This window comes from Pantoea vagans (assembly GCF_004792415.1).
Lineage (GTDB): Bacteria > Pseudomonadota > Gammaproteobacteria > Enterobacterales > Enterobacteriaceae > Pantoea > Pantoea vagans.
Window position 1 is genome coordinate 1,929,867 of sequence record NZ_CP038853.1, and the last position, 22,051, is coordinate 1,951,917.

16 protein-coding genes are annotated in these 22,051 nt (G+C 55.5%); 7 read left to right on the plus strand and 9 right to left on the minus strand.

Annotation, left to right across the window (positions count from 1 at the left end):
* Positions 1–49 precede the first annotated feature (49 nt).
* The gene (locus tag EGO56_RS08995) at positions 50–1,984 is read right to left on the minus strand and encodes an exoribonuclease II (protein ID WP_135908603.1); all 1,935 of its coding nucleotides are present in this window, start codon (positions 1,982–1,984) and stop codon (positions 50–52) included.
* Between the two features lie 112 nt (positions 1,985–2,096).
* Positions 2,097–4,400: an FdhF/YdeP family oxidoreductase gene (locus EGO56_RS09000; protein WP_135908605.1), complete on the minus strand. Its 2,304-nt coding sequence runs from the start codon at positions 4,398–4,400 to the stop codon at positions 2,097–2,099.
* Between the two features lie 261 nt (positions 4,401–4,661).
* Here EGO56_RS09000 and EGO56_RS09005 point away from each other — a divergent pair, with 261 nt between their 5' ends.
* The 4 genes from EGO56_RS09005 to EGO56_RS09020 all read left to right on the plus strand — a co-directional run bounded on the left by EGO56_RS09005 (position 4,662) and on the right by EGO56_RS09020 (position 9,950).
* A complete protein-coding gene (locus EGO56_RS09005) occupies positions 4,662–6,248 on the plus strand; it encodes a PTS transporter subunit EIIC (protein ID WP_135908607.1) in 1,587 nt (528 codons plus the stop codon).
* A 185-nt stretch (positions 6,249–6,433) separates the two neighbouring features.
* Positions 6,434–7,978, plus strand: coding sequence for a methyl-accepting chemotaxis protein (locus EGO56_RS09010; RefSeq protein WP_033732802.1), 1,545 nt, complete (start codon positions 6,434–6,436; stop codon positions 7,976–7,978).
* A 153-nt stretch (positions 7,979–8,131) separates the two neighbouring features.
* The gene (locus tag EGO56_RS09015) at positions 8,132–8,854 is read left to right on the plus strand and encodes a YoaK family protein (RefSeq protein WP_135908609.1); all 723 of its coding nucleotides are present in this window, start codon (positions 8,132–8,134) and stop codon (positions 8,852–8,854) included.
* A gap of 199 nt (positions 8,855–9,053) precedes the next feature.
* Complete coding sequence (locus EGO56_RS09020; RefSeq protein ID WP_135908611.1) at positions 9,054–9,950, plus strand: LysR family transcriptional regulator; 897 nt, start codon at positions 9,054–9,056, stop codon at positions 9,948–9,950.
* Positions 9,951–9,956: 6 nt separating this feature from the next.
* On the opposite strand, the gene EGO56_RS09025 is transcribed toward EGO56_RS09020, so the two are convergent.
* From EGO56_RS09025 to sapC, 5 genes are all read right to left on the minus strand, one after another.
* Positions 9,957–11,069, minus strand: a complete 1,113-nt coding sequence (locus tag EGO56_RS09025) for a CMD domain-containing protein (RefSeq protein WP_135908613.1) — start codon at positions 11,067–11,069, stop codon at positions 9,957–9,959.
* A gap of 217 nt (positions 11,070–11,286) precedes the next feature.
* Positions 11,287–12,075 carry an enoyl-ACP reductase FabI gene (fabI, locus tag EGO56_RS09030; protein WP_010244547.1) on the minus strand — a complete coding sequence of 263 codons (789 nt, stop codon included), beginning with the start codon at positions 12,073–12,075 and terminating at the stop codon, positions 11,287–11,289.
* Between the two features lie 141 nt (positions 12,076–12,216).
* Positions 12,217–13,020 carry a putrescine export ABC transporter ATP-binding protein SapF gene (sapF, locus tag EGO56_RS09035; protein ID WP_013357993.1) on the minus strand — a complete coding sequence of 268 codons (804 nt, stop codon included), beginning with the start codon at positions 13,018–13,020 and terminating at the stop codon, positions 12,217–12,219.
* A 1-nt stretch (position 13,021) separates the two neighbouring features.
* On the minus strand, positions 13,022–14,017 hold the full coding sequence (gene sapD / locus EGO56_RS09040; RefSeq protein ID WP_135908615.1) for a putrescine export ABC transporter ATP-binding protein SapD: 996 nt from the start codon (positions 14,015–14,017) through the stop codon (positions 13,022–13,024).
* Positions 14,018–14,908, minus strand: a complete 891-nt coding sequence (sapC, locus tag EGO56_RS09045) for a putrescine export ABC transporter permease SapC (protein ID WP_013357991.1) — start codon at positions 14,906–14,908, stop codon at positions 14,018–14,020.
* Positions 14,909–15,044: 136 nt separating this feature from the next.
* Between sapC and EGO56_RS22690 the strand changes: the two genes are divergently transcribed.
* The 3 genes from EGO56_RS22690 (at position 15,045) to EGO56_RS09060 (ending at position 18,375) form a co-directional block, all read left to right on the plus strand.
* Positions 15,045–15,377 carry an Arm DNA-binding domain-containing protein gene (locus tag EGO56_RS22690; RefSeq protein WP_135908617.1) on the plus strand — a complete coding sequence of 111 codons (333 nt, stop codon included), beginning with the start codon at positions 15,045–15,047 and terminating at the stop codon, positions 15,375–15,377.
* 634 nt (positions 15,378–16,011) lie between these two features.
* Positions 16,012–16,191, plus strand: coding sequence for a con-10 family general stress protein (locus tag EGO56_RS09055; RefSeq protein ID WP_135908619.1), 180 nt, complete (start codon positions 16,012–16,014; stop codon positions 16,189–16,191).
* 618 nt (positions 16,192–16,809) lie between these two features.
* The gene (locus EGO56_RS09060; protein WP_420371899.1) at positions 16,810–18,375 is read left to right on the plus strand and encodes a sensor domain-containing diguanylate cyclase; all 1,566 of its coding nucleotides are present in this window, start codon (positions 16,810–16,812) and stop codon (positions 18,373–18,375) included.
* A 944-nt stretch (positions 18,376–19,319) separates the two neighbouring features.
* On the opposite strand, the gene sapB is transcribed toward EGO56_RS09060, so the two are convergent.
* Together sapB and sapA are read right to left on the minus strand one after the other, a co-directional pair.
* Complete coding sequence (gene sapB, locus EGO56_RS09065; protein WP_135908623.1) at positions 19,320–20,285, minus strand: putrescine export ABC transporter permease SapB; 966 nt, start codon at positions 20,283–20,285, stop codon at positions 19,320–19,322.
* The gene (gene sapA / locus EGO56_RS09070) at positions 20,286–21,908 is read right to left on the minus strand and encodes an ABC transporter substrate-binding protein SapA (RefSeq protein WP_135908625.1); all 1,623 of its coding nucleotides are present in this window, start codon (positions 21,906–21,908) and stop codon (positions 20,286–20,288) included.
* Positions 21,909–22,051: the final 143 nt, after the last annotated feature.

The following is a 22,051-nucleotide window of genomic DNA, read 5'->3' on the forward strand; positions in this document are numbered from 1 at the left end:
GGGATAACCGAAGTTATCCCGCCAGATTTATCGCTTAAACACGCCGTGTTCAGACGGCAGGACGGGCCACAACGCTGCGGGTTTCCATACGGACTTCGGCGATGATCACATCAATCACGTCAGTCACGCGGTAAACCACTTCACCTTTAATCTGGACGCTGCCATTTTCCTGGCTGAGAACCAGCTCATCACGCACGGCGTGAATGAAGGGTGCCGGGATAAAGGCGACGGCGCCAAACTCGACCAGGCGAACGCGCATACCGCCGCGCGACACATCGATAATCTCAGCGCTGAAGCGACGGTCGGTGCCCGCAAACGGGGCCAGATAACGGGCGTAGAGCCAGTCACCGACATCACGTTCCGCCATCCGGTTCAGGCGACGGCGCTCACTCATCGTCACCGTTACGGCATCATCCGGGCGGGCAATCTGCTCACCGCGAATAATCGCTTTCAGCAGACGATGGTTGATCATGTCGCCGAACTTACGAATCGGTGAGGTCCAGGTGGCGTACGCCTCCAGACCGAGGCCAAAGTGCGGGCCTGGCTCGGTGCTGATCTCCGCGAAGGTCTGGAAACGACGGATGCGGCTGTCGAGGAACTGGGTTGGCTGAGCATCAAGCTCACGACGCAGCACGCGGAAACCATCCAGCGTGGTGATCGCCTGTGCATCCACGGTAATACCGTGATTGGCCAGCACGGCGGCGGCCTGCTCAGCATTGGTCGCATCGAAACCGGCATGGACGTTATAGATACCAAAGCCGAGACGGTCACGCAGCACTTTCGCCGCGCAGACGTTCGCCAGAATCATCGACTCTTCAACGATGCGGTTAGCGATGCGGCGAGGTTCAGCCACGATCTCCAGCACTTCGCCTTTTTCACCCAGCAGGAAGCGGTAGTCCGGGCGATCTTTAAACACCAGCGCGTGGGTCTGACGCCACTCGCTGCGCGCCAGGCAGAGACGGTGCAGCAGACGAATCTGTTCCGCAATCGCCTCACTCTCCGGCTGCCAGCTGCCGCTGTTTTCCAGCCAGTCTGAGACGTCGTCGTAGGCCAGCCTGGCTTTGGACTCAATCCAGGCCGCAAAGAACTCGACGTCATCACTTAAGGTGCCATCGGCGGCCACCGTGACGCGGCAGGCCAGCGCCGGACGGCGCACATTCGGACGTAGCGAGCAGACATCATCAGAGAGTTCGCGCGGCAGCATCGGGATGTTGAAGCCCGGCAGATAGTTGGTAAACGCGCGCTGCGCCGCCAGCTTATCAAGCTGGCTGCCTTCCGGCACGTAGGCGGTCGGGTCAGCGATGGCGATGGTCAGACGCAGGGCGCCATCATCCTGCGCTTCCACATAGAGCGCATCATCCATATCCTGGGTGCTGGCGCTGTCGATGGTGACAAAATCCAGCGCGGTCAGATCCTCACGCGTCAGATTTTCATCCAGCATCTCGCCAAAGCTGACGTCAGGCGCTTCACGCTCAAGGTTATGACGCGACAGCGTCACCCACCACGGTGCCAGGTGGTCATCAGCTTTAACAATAAAATCGGTAAGTTCGGCATAAAAGCCGCGATCGCCCTTCAGGGGATGGCGACGCATTTCTGCTACGGCCCAGTCGCCATTTTCAAATGCATGGCTGACATCGCGCGCAGGGCGACACTGAATGGCATCTTTCAGCAGGGGATGATCCGGCACAATCGACAGGCGATCGTCTTTTTTCTGCACCCGACCAACAAAGCGGCTCAGGAACGGTTCAATCAGGGTTTCCGGCTCAGCGCTTTCGCGATCTTTATCGCTGTGGATCACGGCGGTGATACGATCGCCATGCATGACTTTCTTCATCTGCGGTGGCGGAATGAAGTAGCTTTTTTGCGCATCGACTTCCAGAAAGCCGAAGCCTTTTTCGGTGCCTTTAACGACGCCTTCAGCACGAGGCGTTTGCGAATGGAGCTTCTCTTTCAGCTGCGCGAGCAGCGGGTTATCCTGGAACATAATTTTTACGTTTCGTTGGCTGATTGCGGCTGACAGTTTTACGCGAATCGACGCCGCGCGGCAAGGCAAAAAGCCGGACGAACCGGCTTTTCAGGGAGTAGCGAAGGCGCTATCAGGCGATGCGCTGTTCGGCCAGTGCCTCAGAGAGTTCCAGCTTCACCGGCACCGATTTAGAGGTCGGTGTACCGCTGTCATCGCCAAAGCTGTTCAGCGGCACCAGCGGGTTGGTTTCCGGATAATAGGCCGCCAGGTTACCGCGCGGAATATTGTAGGGAACCAGTTTGAAGCCGCTGACGCGACGGGTGATGCCATCATTCCACAGCGTTTCGATATCAACATTCTGGCCTTCGGTGAAGCCCAGGTCTGCCATATCGTCCGGGTTAATGAACACCACTTCACGCTGACCAAACACGCCACGATAACGGTCATCAAGGCCGTAAATAGTGGTGTTGTACTGGTCATGGGAACGCAGCGTCTGCAGCGTAAAGGGCACGTCCTGATCCAGCGTCGGGAACAGCGAGGTCGGCAGCGCCGACGCGTTGAACTCCGCTTTCTGGCTTGGCGTATTAAAGCGCAACTCTGCTGCCGCGTTACCCAGATAGAAACCACCCGGGATATCGCATTTGGCGTTGAAGTCGGCAAAGCCCGGAATCGTCGCGGCAATGTGCTCACGGATCAGGTTGTAATCACCCGCCAGCTCGCGCCATTTCACTTTCTCATCACCCAGCACTGCCTGGGCGATACCCGCAACAATCGAGGTCTCTGAACGCTGTGTTTCTGCCAGCGGAATACCGATACCTTCAGAGGCGTGGACCATGCTGAAAGAGTCTTCCACGGTAATGAACTGATTGCCGGTTGCCTGGGTATCGCGCTCGGTGCGACCCAGCGTTGGCAGAATCAGCCCTTCGTGACCCGGCACCAGATGGCTGCGGTTCAGTTTGGTGCTGATATGGACGGTCAGACCACAGCGTGACAGCGCCTCTTCGGTGCGCGGTGAATCCGGCGCAGCCGCAGCCAGGTTGCCACCCAGCGCGATCAGCACTTTGACTTCATCACGCAGCATCGCGTTAAGCGCTTCAACGGTGTTGTGGCCTGGCGCACGCGGTGGCTCGAAACCGAAATGATTACCCAGCGCATCCAGGAAGGCTTTGGCCGGTTTCTCATCGATACCCATGGTGCGGTTGCCCTGCACATTACTGTGACCGCGAACCGGGCAGAGGCCTGCGCCTTTTTTGCCCAGCTGGCCAAACAGCAGCTGCAGGTTGGTGATTTCGCGCACCGTGTCGACCGAGTGCTTATGCTGAGTGATGCCCATCGCCCAGGTACAGATCACGCGGTCAGCGCTCTGATAGATGGCAGCCGCTTCACGGATTTGCGCCTGAGTCAGGCCAGACTGCGCCACAATCTGCATCCAGCTGGTGTTATCCACCGCGTCGAGATAGGCCTCAATGCCGTTGGTTTTGGCATTGATAAAGGTCTGATCAAACAGGCCACTTTCACCGGCGGCCAGACGCGCACGATGGGTCTCCAGCAGGGATTTCACCATGCCGCGTACCGCCGCCATATCACCGCCCAGGTTCGGCTGGTAATAGGAGGAGCTGATGTTGCCGGCTTTCGAGGTCACCACTTCCAGCGGTTTCTGCGGATCGGCAAAACGTTCCAGACCGCGCTCGCGCAGGGTATTAAAGGTGACGATCTTCGCGCCGTGATCGGCAGCGTGACGCAGGCTATGCAGCATACGCGGATGGTTGGTGCCAGGATTTTGCCCGAAGACAAAAATGGCATCAGCGTGATCGAAATCATCCAGGCGGATGGTGCCTTTGCCGACGCCAATACTGCGCTTCAGACCGGTGCCGCTGGCTTCGTGGCACATGTTGGAGCAGTCAGGGAAGTTGTTGGTGCCCATCAGGCGGCCAAACAGCTGATAAAGCCAGGAGGCTTCATTGCTGGCGCGACCGGATGTGTAAAGCTCCATCTGGTCCGGATGGTCCATCGCCTTGATGTGCTGCGCGATCAGTGCAAAGGCATCATCCCAGCTGATCGGCTCGTAGTGGTCGGTTTCCGCGTTGTAGCGCAGTGGATGGGTCAGACGCCCCTGATACTCCAGGAAGTAGTCACTCTGGGTATAAAGCGTTGTCACGCTGTGCTTAGCGAAAAAATCGCTGTCGACCATGCGGCGTGTCGCTTCCCAGGTCACCGCTTTGGCGCCGTTTTCGCAGAAGCTGAAGGTACTTTTATTGTCATCACCCCAGGCGCAGCCCGGACAGTCAAAACCGCGTGCTTTGTTCATGCGCATCAGATTGCGCATATTTTTCAGGGCCGCTTTGCTGTCAAGAACGAAACGCGTGGTGGCTTCCAGTGAACCCCAGCCGCCCGCAGCCGCGCGGTAGGGTTTGATTTGGCGTTTAAATTTCATATTGAGTGCAGGCTTTTTATAGTAGGAATTATTGTTTGGTGTTTGTTATCAGGTTATAGCCTGATGGTGAAACAAAGTCTGCAGATATCCTCATACCTTGTCTAATTGATTGACTTAATGGTGCGATAGCTGCCGTTTATCGTGCATCGGCCTGAATTGTGATGGTGGTCAGATTTTACCCGCCTTTAACCGGCTGATAACGGGAGTTCTCCCCACAACAGGCTAATACTTGCTGTTCACTATCAGAGAGGGCGCAAATCCATGAAACAGCTGACCAGCCAGATCCATGCGTTTGGCAAAGCGTTGATGATGCCAATCTCGGTCATCGCTGCAGCGGGTATTTTCCTCGGGCTGGCGGCGGCGATGCAGAACCCGGCGGTGACCGGCGAGGCCTTTGCGCAGATGCAGGTGCCGCAGTTAATCATTGGATTTATCCGCAAGGTCGCCGGGGCGCTGTTTGCCAACCTGCCGGTCTTCTTTGCAGTGGCGAGCGCCATCGGACTGGCGAAAGCGGAAAAACCTACCGCCGCCTTTGCCGCGGTGATTGGCTATATCGTGATGAACGTGGGTATCAGCGCCACGCTGGCGGCGAAAGGGATCACCGCAGCCACTACTACGCCCGCCTCGCTGCAGCAGGCGGGGATGGATCAGACCACCGCCATGATGACCTCGGCGGAGTACATCAACATGCTGGGCGTCTTCACCTACAACATGAGTGTGCTGGGCGGGGTGATTGCCGGTCTGATCACGGTGGCGCTGCACAATCGTTTCTATACCCAGCAGCTGCCAACCGCGATCAGTTTTTTTGGCGGACGGCGTTTTGTGCCGATCGTGACCGTGGTCTGTCTGCCGCTGATTGGGGTGTTGCTGGCGCTGGTCTGGCCTACCATCGGGCAGGGTATCGCCTGGATTGGCCAGATGATTGGCAAAAGCGGCCAGTATGGCGCGTTTCTGCTGGGGGCCTTTGAACGCATTCTGATCCCCACCGGCCTGCATCATATCCTCAACGAAACCGTGCGCTTCACGCCAATTGGCGGCATGGCGGTGGTCGATGGTCAGACGGTGGTCGGTGCGCTGAACATCTTCAATGCCTCGCTGACCCATCCGGGATCAATACCCGATGAGACGCTGCGCACCGCCACGCAGTTTCTGGCACAGGGCAAGATTCCGGTGATGATGTTTGGTCTGCCTGCTGCGGCGCTGGCGATCTATCACACCGCGCGGCCCGAACATAAGCAGCGGGTCAAAGCGCTGGTCATGGCGGGCGCGCTGACCTCATTTACCACCGGGATTACCGAGCCGCTGGAGTTCTGCTTTATCTTTGTCTCGCCAGTGCTCTATCTGCTGCATGCTTTCCTGACCGGTCTGTCGTTTATGCTGATGTCGATGCTGCATCTGATGATCGGCAACGTGCAGGGCGGCGTTATCGATCTGGTGGTGTTCGGCATGCTGGGCGGCGCGAAAACCCACTGGTGGTGGACGCTGGCGCTGGGCGTCATCTATGCACCGATCTACTACTATGCTTTCCGGCTGGTGATAACCCGGATGCATGTCGAAACGCCGGGCCGGGAGTCAGAGGAGGAGAAACCGCAACAGGTCGCTGCGGATGAGCGGACGCAGGTAATTATCAGCGGACTGGGCGGGCAGGCCAATATCGAGGATGTCGATTGCTGCTTTACCCGCCTGCGGGTTCGGGTCAAAGAGATGAATCAGGTGGTCGATCAGACATTGATGAGCACCGGTGCTAACGGGGTTAATCGCGTCAGCGAGCACGATGTACAGGTTATCTATGGTCCGCAGGTCGAGAAGATCGCTAATGAAGTGAAAATGGCGCTAGGTGTCGCGTAACGACAGTTCTCTTCAGACTTGATTACTTCGCTAACCGTCCGGTGCCCGCAGGCGGTTAGCACCTCTTTCTGCTCATATACTGAACACTGCCGTTCCGCTTATTGTAACTAAAAAAAGTACAGCCCTAATGGGGCGCACCTTTCTGCCGATATAGCGACTAATACTCCCTGTTTCGGAACATCGCGATGTCGTTAAAAAAGTCTTCCCTGATTATCTTTTCCTTCCTGCTGGCGTTGTTTCTTACCAGCGTGGCGATCAGCACCTGGCTGCTGATTCAGAGCAATCACTCCCTGAACGCGGTCAACAAAGAGATTCGCGTGGTGCTCTCGGTTATTGACCCGATTAACCACAGCCGTACGCTGCGTGTTCGTCTGATGGAGTACATGAAGGAGATTGAGGGCAGTGATGCCAGCAATCCCGCCACGCTGGACAGCGTGCGGACCGTGGCAGGTAAAGCCGATGCCGCCTTCCAGGCCTATATGAATGCGCCGCGTCTGCCGGGCGAAGAGGCGGAGGCAGATGCCTACAGCCAGGCTTATCAGGCCTATCGTCAGCAGGGGTTGCAGCCGCTGATTGAGGCCGCAGAGGCGCACGATCAGGTGCGTTTTAAAAATCAGATTCCGACCGTGGTTCGTCTGGATCGTCAGTATGAAATTATTCTGGACCGTGTTCTTGCCCAGCACGAAACCTACGCCAAAAAGCTCAACAGCGACGCACAGAGTCACTTCACCTCTGGTATTACGTTGCTGGGTCTGTTTGGCGTGCTGTTTTTCGGCATCATCATCGCCATTTACATCTTCATGAAGCGCTATGTCCTTTCGCCAATCAATGAAGCGCAGGAGCACTGCAAGCTGATTGCGGCGGGCGTGCTGGATGCCACCGTGCCGGTAAAACCGGGTTCACGCAGTGAAATTCAGATGCTGATGGGCTCGCTGGAGCAGATGCGCAGCGCGCTGACCGCCATTATTCTTCAGGTGCGTGATTCAACCCGCTCAGTCTCTACCGCCTCGCAGGAAATTGCGGCGGGCAACATCGATCTCGCCTCGCGCACTGAACAGCAGGCCGCTGCGCTGACCGAAACCGCTGCCAGCATGGAGCAACTGGGCGCAACGGTGAAACAGAACACTGAAAACGTCTTTGAAGCCTGCCGTCTGACCAGTGAAGCGGTGAAAAACGCGGAAAGCGGCGAAAAAGTCTCGCAGGAAGTGGTGACATCGATGGCGCTGATTAACGCCAGCTCGAAGAAGATTGAAGAAATCACTACCGTTATCGACAGCATCGCCTTCCAGACCAATATTCTGGCGCTGAACGCGGCCGTTGAAGCCGCCCGTGCGGGTGAGCAGGGACGTGGTTTTGCGGTCGTTGCAGGGGAGGTGCGTAACCTGGCCCAGCGCAGCGCCACCGCCGCCAAAGAGATTGAGGGGCTGATTGCAGAATCGGTCTCCATCATCCACGCCGGTTCCGACCAGGTCAGCCGGACCGGCGAGGCGATGAGTGCCATTATCTCCTCGGTCAGCCGCGTGAATCTGCTGATGGAGCACATCTCTACCGCGTCTGATGAACAGAGTCGCGGCATCGGTCAGATTGAGCAGGCGGTTACCGAGATGGACAGCGTGACCCAGCAGAACTCGGCGCTGGTGCAGGAGTCTGCGGCGGCGTCGGCCTCACTGGAAGAGCAGGTGCAGTACCTGACGCAGTCGGTCTCGACTTTCCGTCTGGCAAACAGCTGACTGGTTTCTTCCGCGCTGCGTCCAGGCAGCGCGGGATCCTGCATGGGGCTGTGATGCGCATCGTGAGGCAGAGAATAACGTGTTTGATTCAGCGCCTTGTGGCTGAGGCAGAATGGGCGGATTATACGGCTTTGCACTGAACACGGGGTTGTCATGCTAATCAGCACAGAAAGTGCCCGCAGCAACAGCGCCGATACCCGACTGGCCTGCACGCTGGCCGCTGCCGCAGGCGCGCTGAATACCGCCGCCTTTGAGATTGTCGGTTTCTTTTCAGCTAACATGACCGGGAATGTCTCGCTGCTGTCCGATCATCTGGCAAAAGCGAACCTGGGGCCTGGCCTGTTTTTTCTGTCGATCGTGCTGCTGTTTATTGCGGGCTCCATGTTTTCAACGCTGATAATTAATGCCGGGCACCGCAGGAATATCCGTACTATCTATGCCTTCGTTATTCTGATTGAGGGGATCGCGCTGATGACGCTAGGCGTGATTGAGAATCACTTTCCGCCGCTGTCGCCCGGCGTGGTGTTGATCATGAGCCTGAGCTTTTTAATGGGGTTGCAGAATGCGGTGGTCACGCGGATCTCCAATGCCCGGGTTCGCACCACCCATATCTCCGGCACGGCGACTGATATCGGGATTGAGCTGGCGATGCTGTTTGAAGTGTTGCGGCGCAAAGCCTCAACGAAAGATGCGCCGCTCTGGCTGGGGCGGTTGCGGCTGCACAGTCTGACCCTGCTGTCTTTCCTTGCAGGCGGGGTGGCCGGCATCGGGCTTTACCGACTGCTCGGCTACGATTTCCTGTTACCCATAGGGTTCGGGTTAATCTGCCTGGCGCTGAATGCCCTGGTAACAAAGTCAGTAAACCAGAGGGTATGAAGCGGTGATTTTGCGGTTATCGCTGCGGTTCAGATAAGCGTCGCGCGTAGCTCTGATTTATTTGTCCCGACTGCGCCGATGATCCGTGCGGTTAAAAGATCAGAGCCCGCGCAGGGTAACATTGAGCCTTATACTCTGGTTGATACTGCCAGTGAGACAGTCACGCGAACAGTCTTAAACCTGCTGATGGATAATTAACATCGACATTAAACAACTTATTTACCTGTGTAACCTGGAGCGGGAACGCCATTTCGGGCGGGCCGCGGAAGCCAGTTTTGTTACACAGCCAACCCTCTCAATGCGTCTGAAAAATCTCGAGCGCGAGCTGGGCCTGCCGCTGATTAACCGCAGCAATAACTTTGCCGGATTTACGCCAGAGGGCGATCGCGTGCTGGCGTGGGCCCGGGAAATAGTTTCGGTCTATCAGGGGCTGAAGCTGGAAGTGGAATCGCTGAAACATGGGGTAAACGGCACGCTGCGGGTAGGCGTGGTGCCGCAGTGCAGCGTGGCACTGCCGCTGCTGCTGAAAGCCGTGCAGGCGCGTTATCCCCAGCTCGATTACCGCATTGCGGTACTCAGTGCTGATCAGCTGCTGGAAGCGCTTAACAGCCACACCGTGGATGTCGGCATTGGCTTTTTTGAGATGGCGACGCTGCGGGAGCTTCATTTCCAGACTGAGATGCTGGCCGATCAGGGCGTTGAAGCCGTATTCCATCCTGACCACTTCCCGGCGCTGGTGGGAGCAACCCCGCTGACGCTGGACGAACTGGCACAACAGCCGCTCTGCCTGGCAGAGCAAACACGCTATTTCCGCCGCTATCTTGATATGGCCTTTCGCGAGGCAGCGCTGGTGCCGCGGGTTATCGTGGAGAGTGCCTCAATCATGCAGCTGATGCAGTGTGCTCAGGTCGGTCTGGGGTTGCTGGTCTCGCCGGTGGGTCATCTGCTGCCCGCATCACTTCAGGGGTTACAGCAGCGCGGCATTACGCTGCCGCCGATGGCGCGCCAGGCGGCGCTGGTGATAGCGGAACCTGGCCGTGCCACTCCGCTGGCACAGCACTTTTTTGACGAAGCGCGCGGTCAGTTACCGGTCTAGCTCAGGCTACTGCGCCTCGCCCAGCGCGTAAAACAGGCGACTGTTCCAGTTGCCTATCGCCACGCTCTGAATCAGCGCGAACAGCGCCTCAGGTTCCCAGCCCGCCTCCATCAGCGGCTGCAGATGGGCCGCACTGAAACGCTCGGGTGAACGGGTCAGCTGCGCCGACAGCGCGACGATCTGTTGCTCTTCTCCTTTTAAATTCGTGTCATCGACACCCTCGATCAAAACCTCATTCCTGGCCAGAAGCCGGAACGCCCAGCGGCTGCCGAGAATACGGGCGGCTGTCGCTTCCGCCAGGGTGTTTTCCTGTGAGAGATGCTGATGCAGCTGCGCCCAGCCATACAGCGCCGATGGGTCATGGGCCAGCAGCCATACCGCGTCCTGCATACCGGGCAACGTCTGACAACGCGTAACGGCAGCGAGCTGCTCTGCACTGGCATACCGCAGCTCCAGCGGCTTCAGTACCGGCTGCCAGCGGGCTGGCTGGTCAAAACCAGTGGAATCTGCATCAGGTGGTGCGATGCTACCGGGCAGCCAGCGTACCGGCTGGGCCTGCAGCGCCTGTAATCCGGCGACGACGCGCGCCTGATAACTGACAAAGCCAATCAGCTGATTCAGCGTCACAATATCGGGTTCGGTCAGGCCGACCGTATCCAGGGCGGTGATGGCGCTGGCATTGATCAGTTCAGGCTGCATCGCCAGCTGGCGCGCATACTGTGTAATCTGGGTCAGGCGATTATTACTCTCCCGTGAAGAGTCAGGGCCAGGCAGCGGATTGAGGCGGGCAGAGTAGTGATTACACAACCGCTGTACACCCGCGACCTGTGCCACGGTCAGTGCGGTGCTGAGGCGGTCATAAAGCGTTAAGGTGTGCGTCAGCGAGGTGACAACGCGATCGGGAAACAGCAGCTGTGCCAGATCGCGCGCCGCCAGCAGTGCCGGCTGATGCGTGCGCAGCAGTGACTGCACTACGGCGTCGCTGGCGTGGCATCCCAGCAAAAAACGGTCATCGATATGGGCGGCCTCTGGCACCAGCGGTGCGGCCTGCGTGGTACGTGGACTGGTCTGGCTCTCGTAAAACCAGTGGTTATGGCCCGGATAGCGGCGTTGTTCCATGATCAATCCTTTTGCAAATTCGGGTTCGGTATGCAGGCGGCAGAATCTGAAAATATGCATAAACCGAAGGGCAGGCTTATCGTCGCTGATGGCCAGTCCGGGGCAAAAGATTGATCGGTGATAATTAATAGCGTTACGGTATAACGGCAGCGAAATCAGGCGGGAAGGGCAGGATGGGCGTAAAGTGAAGGGCGAGCCAGGCTCGCCCTTGCAGAACTTATTTCAGTTCCAGTTCGTTCATTGCGGCGATGCTGAAGCCGCCATCAACGTGTACCACTTCACCGGTGATGCCGCCAGCCAGGTCAGAGCAGAGGAATGCTGCTGAGTTGCCGACATCTTCAATGGTAACGGTACGGCGAATCGGGGTAACCGCTTCGCAATGTGCCAGCATCTTACGGAAATCTTTGATGCCTGATGCAGCCAGGGTGCGGATTGGACCGGCAGAAACGGCGTTAACACGCACACCTTCCGGGCCCATGGCGTTCGCCATGTAACGCACGTTCGCTTCCAGCGACGCTTTAGCCAGACCCATCACGTTGTAGTTCGGGATCGCGCGCTCAGCACCCAGGTAAGAGAGGGTCAGCAGCGCAGAGTGTGGATTCAGCATCTCGCGGCACTCTTTGGCCATCGCGACGAAGCTGTAAGCACTGATGTCATGCGCGATTTTAAAGCCTTCGCGGGTAACGGCGTTCACGTAGTCGCCAACCAGCTGCTCGCCAGGGGCGAAACCGATAGAGTGAACGAAACCGTCAAATTTCGGCCAGGTTTTTGCCAGTTCAGTGAACAGAGATTTGATGCTCTCATCTTCGGCTACGTCACATGGCAGCACGATGTCTGAACCCAAATCTTTAGCAAACTCTTCCACACGACCCTTTAACTTGTCGTTCTGGTAGGTGAAAGCCAGTTCTGCGCCCTGTTTGTGCATCGCCTGTGCAATACCGTAGGCGATGGAAAGTTTACTGGCAACGCCAGTAATCAGAATGCGCTTACCGGAAAGAAAACCCATAGCTGTAATCCTTATGGTCATTGTAGTTGGCGGCCGCATGGTTAAAAAGTAAGCGACCGACGTTAATCGACGTGCGGATTCTAGCACGTCTCTCATTAATCAGGTAAATCGGCCCGCAATTTCCGCGATATGCAGCAAAAATCAGCGCTCGCGCCGCCAGGCCTCGGCACTCAGTGCTTCGCCAAAATGGCTGCTGATCAGGCGTCGGGTCAGATCGTGCAGCGGGGAGGCGAGCACATCAGCCGTGCCGCCGCGCTCAACCACTTCGCCCTGATGCATCACCAGCACTTTATCGCTGATGTGCTTCATCATGCCCAGATGCTGGGTGACATAGATGTAGGCGATTCCATGTTTCTCCTGCAGCTCCAGCATCAGATTGACCAGCTGGGAGCGCATGGTCATATCCAGTGAGGCCAGCGCTTCATCGGCCACAATCACTTTAGGTTGCAGGATCAACGCGCGGGCCAGACCCAGACGCTGTTTCTGACCGGGTGCCAGCATGTGTGGGTAATATCCGGCGTGATCGCGCAGTAATCCCACCTGTCGCAGGGTGGCGATAATGCGTTTCTCGCGCGCTTCTGCATCCAGTTCGGTATTAAGTCGCAGCGGAAATTCCAGAATCTGACTGATGCGCTGACGCGGATTCAGTGAGGTTGAGGGATCCTGAAAAATCATGCGGATGCGCTGACTGCGATAGCCGTAATCGCCAAAGGTCAGCGGGTGGTCGTCAATCAGAATCTCACCTTCGGTGGGGGCAATCATGCCGCTGAGCATCTTCGCCAGCGTGGACTTGCCGGAACCGTTTTCACCGATAATCGCCAGCGTCTGTTTTTCGCGCAGGGTAAAGCTGACAGACTTTACTGCCTCAACGTGCTGACGGCGGAACAGCCCGGTGCGATAGCGAAAAGTTTTACTCAGGTTGCGCACTTCCAGCAGGGTCTCCATATTACTGGCCCTCCATATTCAGCGGGAAATGACAGGCAAAGAGATGTGTTTTACTGCCGGTGAGGCGCGGCGTTTCGACACATTTACGCTGCGCGTAAGGACAGCGTGGCCCCAGGCGGCAGCCTATCGGAAGGCTCTCCAGTGATGGGATCGCCCCTGACAGCGTATTGAGACGGCTTTTGTGCGGCAGCGCGCGGCCAAAATCGGGCATCGCCCGAATCAGCGCCTGCGTATAAGGATGATGTGGCGTGCTCATTAAATCTTCGCTGTGAGCGGTTTCCACCGTCTGACCGCAGTACATCACGTTAATACGGTCCGCCCACTGGCTCATGGTGCGCAGGTCGTGGCTGATCAGCAGAATAGTGGTGTTGTTATTCTGGTTCAGGCGGCTCAGCAGGCGGAATATCTGCGCCTGCGTTGTCGGTTCCATCGCATTGGTGGGTTCATCGGCAATCAGCAGACGCGGCTGGTTAGCCAGCGCAATGGCAATCATCACTTTCTGGCATTCGCCTTCGGTCAGCTCATAGGGGAAGCTGCGCATGATGTCTTTATGATCTTTAATGCCGACGCGATGCAGCAGTTCGATAGCGCGGGTTTTGCGCCAGAACCAGAAGCGTTTCAGCCAGGGGCCTTTATAGGTCCAGCGCGGGATCACCTGCATCAGCTGACGGCCGATACTTTCAGAGGGATCCAGACAGGATTGCGGCTCCTGAAAAATCATCGAGACGTTATGCCCGATAATGCGACGGCGCTCGCGCGGGGAGAGGCGCAGCAGGTCCACATCATCAAACACCATGCGATCGGCCGTCACACGCCAGTTATCGTTGGTCACGCCGCAGATAGCCTTGGCGACCAGACTTTTACCGGAGCCGGATTCACCGACCAGCCCCCGGACTTCACCTTCGCCCAGCGTCAGATTGACGCGATCGACCGCTTTGACCGGCCCGTCAGCGGTCATAAATTCAATGGTCAGATTACGGATATCAAGTAACGGCATTTATTCCACTCCCGCTTCGACGGCGCGACGGATGCCGTCACCGAGCAGGTTAACAATGAGTACGCTGACCATCAGCGCCACCCCGGGCAGCATCACGGTCCAGGGCGCAACGTAGATCAGCTCCAGCGAATCGCCCAGCATCGCGCCCCATTCCGGTGAAGGCAGTTGCGCGCCCAGGTCCAGAAAACCGAGTGCGGCAATATCCAGAATCGCCATCGACAGCGCGCGGGTAATTTCGGTAATCAGCAGCGGCAGAATATTGGGCAGGATGGCGTAGCGCAGGATATTACGACCTCTGGCACCGTCCAGGCGCGCGGCAACCACATACTCTTTTTCCAGCTCATCATGCACGGCACTGTAAATTTCGCGCACCAGACGTGGCATCAGCGCCAGCCAGACCGCCAGCAGTGCGTGCTCAAGACGCGGCCCGAGAAACGCCACCACGATAATCGCCAGCAACAGCGACGGAAGAGAGAGCAGGGTATCCAGCACGTGGTTCATCACCGCCGAGCGAATGCCGTGCGTCATGCCCGCCAGCACGCCCAGCACCAGCGCGCCCAGCGTAGCGAACAGCGTCACCAGAATCGCGGAACCCACCGTCGGACCGGCACCGCTCAGCAGGCGACTCAGAACATCCCGCCCCAGATCGTCGGTGCCGAGGAAAAATGAGACATCGCCGTAGCGCGACCATGACGGTGGCAGCAGCTGATATCCCAGGAACTGCTGATCGATACCATAGGGTGCCATGAAACCGCCAAACAGGCAGAGCAGCAGCAGTGCGCCAAAGCCATACAGGCCGACCATCGAAATCGGGTTGCCATAGAAATGATGCCAGCTCTGACGAAACGCGCTGGGCAGGCGTTTTTCGGCGTAGATATTATCGGAGGGCATACGTTTTCACTTTACTATCCTTAAGGCCGGGCAATATTGTTTCAGAAAAATCAGTCATTTTAGTTACTTGCCCCGTGAGTCTGCTTTATGTTGCTTTGTCATGGAAAACTCTGAACAGCTTTAATTTACAGGGTTTGTGTACGCCTTTGCGAATACGCAGAGAAAATGTACCTGTCGCTTATCGATATCAGACACAGTTAAGCGCCGCGATAAAACGAAGGTATTCACGAACACGTCCAGCCTGCATGTCAGCCTCTTCCTTACTGGCGAAGTGACATTTTTCAACCGTTATTGCTGGGAGGGTAAGCCCGTTCAGCTGACTATAGGGGATTATCCGTCGAGATCCCCGTCACAGGCAAGGAAATGGCGTCAGCAATTTCGGCGCTGGGTTACAGAGAATTACAATCCGGGCCGTCAGGTGTTCCGTGACAGGCTGCAAAAAATGGCGGCAAAGCCGACAGAACGTTAAGACCCACATAAATCAGCAAAACTTCCTGGATCCTATTCTGGCGGTCCTGGGCAAAGGAGAGTGAACCAAATAATTAAGAGTGACGTTATGGGAAAAAAGCCGCTCACTCAGGTCAGTCGCGGGTCATTAGGATATCTTGTCGTTACCGTCGCTACAGCGTGCCATGCAAACGGACAGGGCCGTGATGTTAATCGAATCCGGCCAGCCACTGTCAGAGCAATCGGGCAAGACGATTCATGTGTGAACCCTGATGACGGTAGCGATCGCCTGATGAAATAAAAAATCGCGATTTTTAAGCGGTTTTTGATGTGAGTGACAATAAAACGTTGGGTAACATTCAAAGTGTATTTTTTATGATTTTTATATAAACGTAATATTTTATTAACAGCATTGATGGTTTATGTTTTTATGTCGTCACCTTAAAATTATGTTTTCTTTTTAAAACTTCACCTTTGTCGTCTGGCTTATTTTTTATCGGTGCGTTTCGCTTAACTGGTTTTTATCGCCGGGTCTTTCCGGGTGCGCTTGCAAACATCAGGGGTGCTTCTAGAATAAATATTTCAACACGACTATGACCGGTATGACTTATTTATACTGGTTGCCATCTATAAATAGAGTTATCCAGGAGGATATCATGGCCGAACATCGTGGTGGTTCAGGTAATTTTGCAGAAAACCCTGAGAAAGCATCTGAAGCGGGTAAAAAAGGCGGGCAGCATAGCGGAGGTAATTTCGCTAATGACCGTGAAAAAGCCTCAGAAGCCGGTAAGAAAGGTGGCCAGAATAGCCACAGCGGCGGACGTAAGTCTGAATAATCTGATCTTCTGATCAGGCCGCAGGCCCCGGCAAACCTGTCGGGGCTTTCACGTTTAAATGTTTTTTATATAACGTGGTTTTTACAATGAAAATATCTGCCCTGAATAAATCCCTGCCGAAAATGTACGGTTTATTAGCGGGGGCTTATGTGTTTGCCTGCGTTAACTATCCCCGTGATTATAAAAATGTTTCTCATTCGCTTGCTGGATTGTCATAACAGAGTAAACGAAGCAGGTCTTAAAAGAGAACGTGTTAAATTAATCAGCCATTCACCGCGCGACATCATTAAAATATTGCAACCTCTGCCCGGCCGTCGTTTATGCAAAAATAACGCTGTCTGGACTTTGTCATTTACTCCCTGCCAGACCTGATTCAGTCTCTTAAAATAAAATGCTTAAGTCATAAAAATAATCAACGCTGACAACGGTTGATATATTTTTCCGGCGTGGCATCCGCAGCGTGAAGACCGTGGTGATCAAAGGATTCAATTTAATCAGGAAACATGCTGTCTGGCAGCGGCAGGCTGGACGCTCACAGAACTCACAACAACATCGTGAGTCATCCCGGTCTGCTTGAAGTTATCTCATGCGTAAATTATGTTTAAGTATCAGGATTTAATGGAAATCATTGTGTTGAATAAAAACAGTGGCGGTGTTGTACCTTCAGGTATCCGTAATTCTCTTGGCCGCACGATGGCGTTTTTCCTTTTGGCAACCGTGCTTGCTGTCGTTGTGATTAACATATTTACGCTCTGGGGATCGTGGCAGCACAATCAGAATGTCCGTGAAGATGATGCCCGTAACCTCTCTGTTTCTCTCGCCAAACAGGCAGAAGATGCCTTTCTGCAGGTGGATATTACGCTGGCGGATGCCGTCAGACTGCTCAGCCTGAACGGGCTGGATTACGCGGCAACGCCCGTCTTCGCTCGTCAGCTTAAAGAGCAGCAGGGGAAACTGCGTCAGCTTCATGGGCTGTTTATTTATGACGCACAGGGTAAATGGATTGCCACGTCGGGCAACTACGTTCCGGCCAAAGGAAGCAACGCCGATCGGGACTATTTTATCTGGCACCGTACTCATGAGGATACCCGCGTAAGGATTGGCCGTGTTATCCGCAGCAGATCTACAGGTGACCTTGTTATTCCGGTATCGTTGCGGCTGAACGATTCAAAAGGCAACTTTGCTGGCGTCGCGCTGGCAACGGTTAAAGTAGACTATTTCCGGCAGTTCTACAGCTACTATACGCTGGGTGATCGCGACGTTCTGGGGCTGATTCTTGCTGATACCTCTGTCCTGTATATCCGGCCCTTCCCGCATTCTGCCATCAACCGCAGCCTGTCCATGAGTCCATTATTTACAACTGTCCTGAAAACCTCTGCCAGTGGCAGCGCAACGTGGCGTTCTGCACTGGATGGGGTGGAGAGGGTTTATGGCTACGCCCGCCTTGAGCAGTATCCGCTCATTGTCACGGCGGGATATGACCTCGATAAGATCCGGAGCGACTGGTTCTCCGCCAATATCATCGACGTCATCCTGAACGTGGTTCTGCTTGTAATGATTTCCGGGATGGGGATGTTTGTTCTCAGACAGGTTAAAAAGAACGTCAGAAATCAGCTGGAATTAACACAGATCAGGGATGAGCTGACCACGATCAACCATACGCTGCAGTCACTGGCATTGATTGACGGGCTAACCGGACTGGCTAATCGCCGCCAGTTTGATGCGATGTTAGATCAGGTCCTGAAGCGCTCTCAAAAATCGGGTGAACCCGTGTCACTGATCATGTTTGATATCGACTTTTTCAAGCGTTACAACGATACCTACGGGCATGTCGCCGGCGATACCTGTCTGCAGCGTGTCAGCGCCATTCTGAAAGAAATTACGCAGCGGCAGGATGCTGTGGTTGCACGTTACGGCGGGGAAGAGTTTGTTATTATCCTGCCTGCCAGTGGAGAGAGTGTCGCGAAAAAGCTGGCGGAGCGTGCAGTAAACGCAGTTATGTCTGCCGGAATACCGCACGAAACCTCCGGTATTCCTGAAGGTATTGTGACCCTCAGCGCCGGATACAGTAGCCTGATTTCAAACGGACAGCCAGATGAGGCCAAAAGACTTAAGCAACAGGCTGATAAGGCGCTCTATGAGGCAAAACACAATGGCCGCAACCAGGTTCATGGACTGAGTTAAATGAAATTCAGGATGTGATGAGTTCGTCCTGCTCTGGCCGTTTGGGAGTCTGGCGCCGCGCATGACCCGGCTGTGGTGACAAATCAATCGGCTGACCATTCCAGGGTTTTGGCGACGAAGGCTGCCTGACGCAGGCTTGTGGCAGAGGCTGACGTTGTTTCACCCTCCGTTAACGCCATCGAAAAACACTCACCCTTTAAGTCACCCTTCAGCTTTACCTATTTAACCCGGGGATTCTCTGGTTCCTGTGAAGATATGTGACTAAACGCTGGCTGGTTTTGGGTACAAAAAAGCCCGCGTTACGCAGGCATGAATTGCATCAAAAAAGGAAAATCGTAGCATCAGCAAAGGCTGATTCGCACACCATACAGTGTTACTGTGCGATTGATAGTGACAAAAGATTTAATAGCGAAGCGTAAGCACGTTATGGTGGCAGGAGCTGAAAAAGGCCCGCCCGTACCAGATTAGCTGAATGAACCTGATTGCTTACTTGCCATCAGCCCATCGGGTAATCTGATTATCGATTTTGTCATCAAGATAATGCGTAACCCTGAATGAGCCCGCCTTGAGTAACAGGGCAATACATGCTGCAAAAACCAGTACAAGTAACACTCTGCTGAGACTCATAATCTTTTCCCTGATGAATAACCTGTGGTCTTTATACCAGAATTTGTAAAGTCTGGTCGCGATATACAGAATCCTGCGGTGTCCCCTGAAATAAAACAGAAAGCCGTCCCGGTCACCACGGCTTCATCATTGCACCAGACGCATAAGCCATTGAAGCTTTAAGGAATTGCCAGAAAGGCGGCAGGATGTGCTTCTTCGCGTTCCTGTGCGAGGTCAGCATCATCCATAAATTCATAGCCTCATCCAGGTTGAAAGTCATTTAACAGCCCAAATTCATACCGGCATGTTTTGAATAACTTTCCCGCGGCGCATAAGCCCTACCGGAGGGCATACCATTCCTTGTGTTTCAGCGGATTCATTGCTGCACCAATCACGTCAGAAATCACATTCACCAGAATCACCAGCCCGCCAATCACCATCACACCGGCTGAGATTGCGGCATAATCCTGCTGACGAATCGCGTTAATCAGCCAGCGGCCCAGACCCGGCCAGTTAAAGACCATTTCGGTGATCATGGCCAGCGTCAGCATGGTGGAGAACTGCAGCCCCAGACGCGGGATGACCGGCGGTAGCGCGTTGTGCAACACGTGGCGGCGGATCACCGTAAAGCGCGAAAGACCGCGCGTGGCCGCCGCTTTGACATAGTTTTTATCCATCACGTCGCTGGTGCTGTTGCGCAGCAGGCGGATCACTTCTGTGGTCGGGGCCATCGCCAGCACCAGCACCGGCAGAATAAGGTGGGACAGGGCGCTGATAATCATCTCATGCCGCCACGGCGAAGGACTCATCCAGGCGTCAATCAGCGCAAAGCCGGAGATATTCTGCACCGGATAAAGCAGGTCATGACGTCCCGATACCGGCAGCCAGCCCAGCGTCAGCGAAAAGAACAGCGTCAGCAGCAGCGCCAGCCAGAAGATGGGCGCAGAGAAGCCGACCAGTGCCAGCGCACTGATGGTTTTATCCTGCCATTTATTGCGCATCACACCGGCGCAGATCCCCAGCGGAATACCTGCCAGCAGCGCAAACAGAAACGCCAGGATACAGAGCTCCATGGTAGCCGGGAAAACCTCACGCAGCTGCAGCCCAATCTCCTGACCGTTAGTGCTGGAAACGCCGAAATCAAATTGCAGCATCCCTTTGAACCAGAACCACCAGGCATCGGAGAGCGCAGCGCCTTCCAGCGGGGCGTTAGGGGTAAAGTAGCTCAGGCTGAAGCTGACCAGCGACAGCAGGAACAGGGTAATGAGCAGCAGCAGCAGGCGGCGCAAAATATAGATAATCACTCACTTACCCTCATCATCTTCACGATAAACCCCGGCAAACGAGGCGTTGCCAAACGGGCTAAGTACCAGCCCTTTGATGTCATGACGAAATGCCTGCAGTCGCAGAGAGGAAGCCAGCGGCAGCACCGGTAACTCCTGCGCCAGAATCTGCTGCGCTTTATCATAACTGTCGATGCGGCCAGAGAGTTGTTGTGATAGCAGAGCATTCTGCAGCGTTTCGTCAAAGGCCGGAGAGCACCAGTGCGCGTAATTGGTCTGCGAGCGAATCGCCGCACAGCTGAGAAGCGGGCGGAAGAAGCTGTCCGGATCGTTACTGTCGGTGGCCCAGCCTGACAGCGTCAGATCATGATTCATCGCCATCAGCTGCGCCTCCTGAAAACGGCCCTCGACCGGCACAATGGTCAGCCGGACACCAACCTGCGCCAGATCCGCCTGTAACAGTTCGGCGGTTTTCAGTGGGCTGGGATTCCACGACTGCGAGGCGGCAGGCACAACCAGCCGCAGATGCAGATCGCTGATGCCGAGTGCGGCAAGCGCGGCGCGTGACTTCTCAGGGTCGTAGCCGGTAATGCGCGCATCATTGTCATAAGCCCAGGACGCGCGCGGTAATATCGAAGCGGCCGTTTCGGCAGTGCCGTAGTAGATCGACTCCATTAACCGCTCATTGTTGATGGCCAGCGCCAGTGCATGCCGGACTTCAGGCCGGTCGAGCGGAGGCTTACGGGTATTAAAAGCCAGGTAAGCAATGTTCATACCGGGACGCAGCGTCATCCGCAGGCGCGGGTCATCGCGCAGTATGCTGAGCTGGCTTGCCGCGGGATAGGCCAGTACGTCGCATTCACCGGTTAACAGTTTGGAAAGGCGACCGGTCCCGCCGGAACCAAGATCGATCACCGCCTGTTGCAGACGCGGCACTCCACGCCAGTAGTGTGGATTGCGCGCCAGACGGATGTACTGACCGGTGCGGTATTCGCTGAGCTGATAAGGACCGGTGCCCACCGGCTGACGATCCATCTCTTCCTGACGGCCCTGAGCGGTGAGCTGGTCGGCATACTCTTTCGACAGTACCGGCGCATAGTGGGTCGCCATATGCCACAGGAACGAGGCATCCGGGCTGTTCAGCCTGAACTCAACCGTCCTGTTGTCGATCTTCTTCACACTCTGGACGGAATCGGCAAATTGCAGACTATCAAAGTAGGGGTAGTTACCGCCGTTGACGTTATGCCAGGGATGATGACGGTCAAACATCCTTGCGAAGCTGAATACCACATCGTCGGCGTTTAGTGCGCGGGTAGGGCGAAACTGGTTAGTCTGCTGGAACTGGACGCCGCTGCGCAGATGAAAGCGATACGTCGCGCCGTTATCGCGTACTTCCCAGCTCGACGCCAGATCGGGCTTAAGACGATAGGTATAGGGATCGACATCCAGCAAGCGGTCATACAACTGTGCCGCCAGCGTATCGACAGTGAGCCCGCTGCTGGCCATCTGCGGATTAAAGGTGTTCAGCGTGCCGCTGACGCAATAGACAAAGCCGGTCTGGCGGATATCCCCCGCAGGCGCTGACCACGCAGGCGAACTCAACGCGCTGAGGCTGAGCAACAGCGAACATAGTAGTTTTGACATAGAACTCAACGATTTTGAGGCATTAACCAGAGTGTATCGCAAAGCAGGCATAGTCCCAAAACCTGCAACCACTGCCAGCCTGATTTTCGTCATCGCAACTTAAAATGAGCGCACAAATGATGTGGTGATGAGAAAAGTTCTCA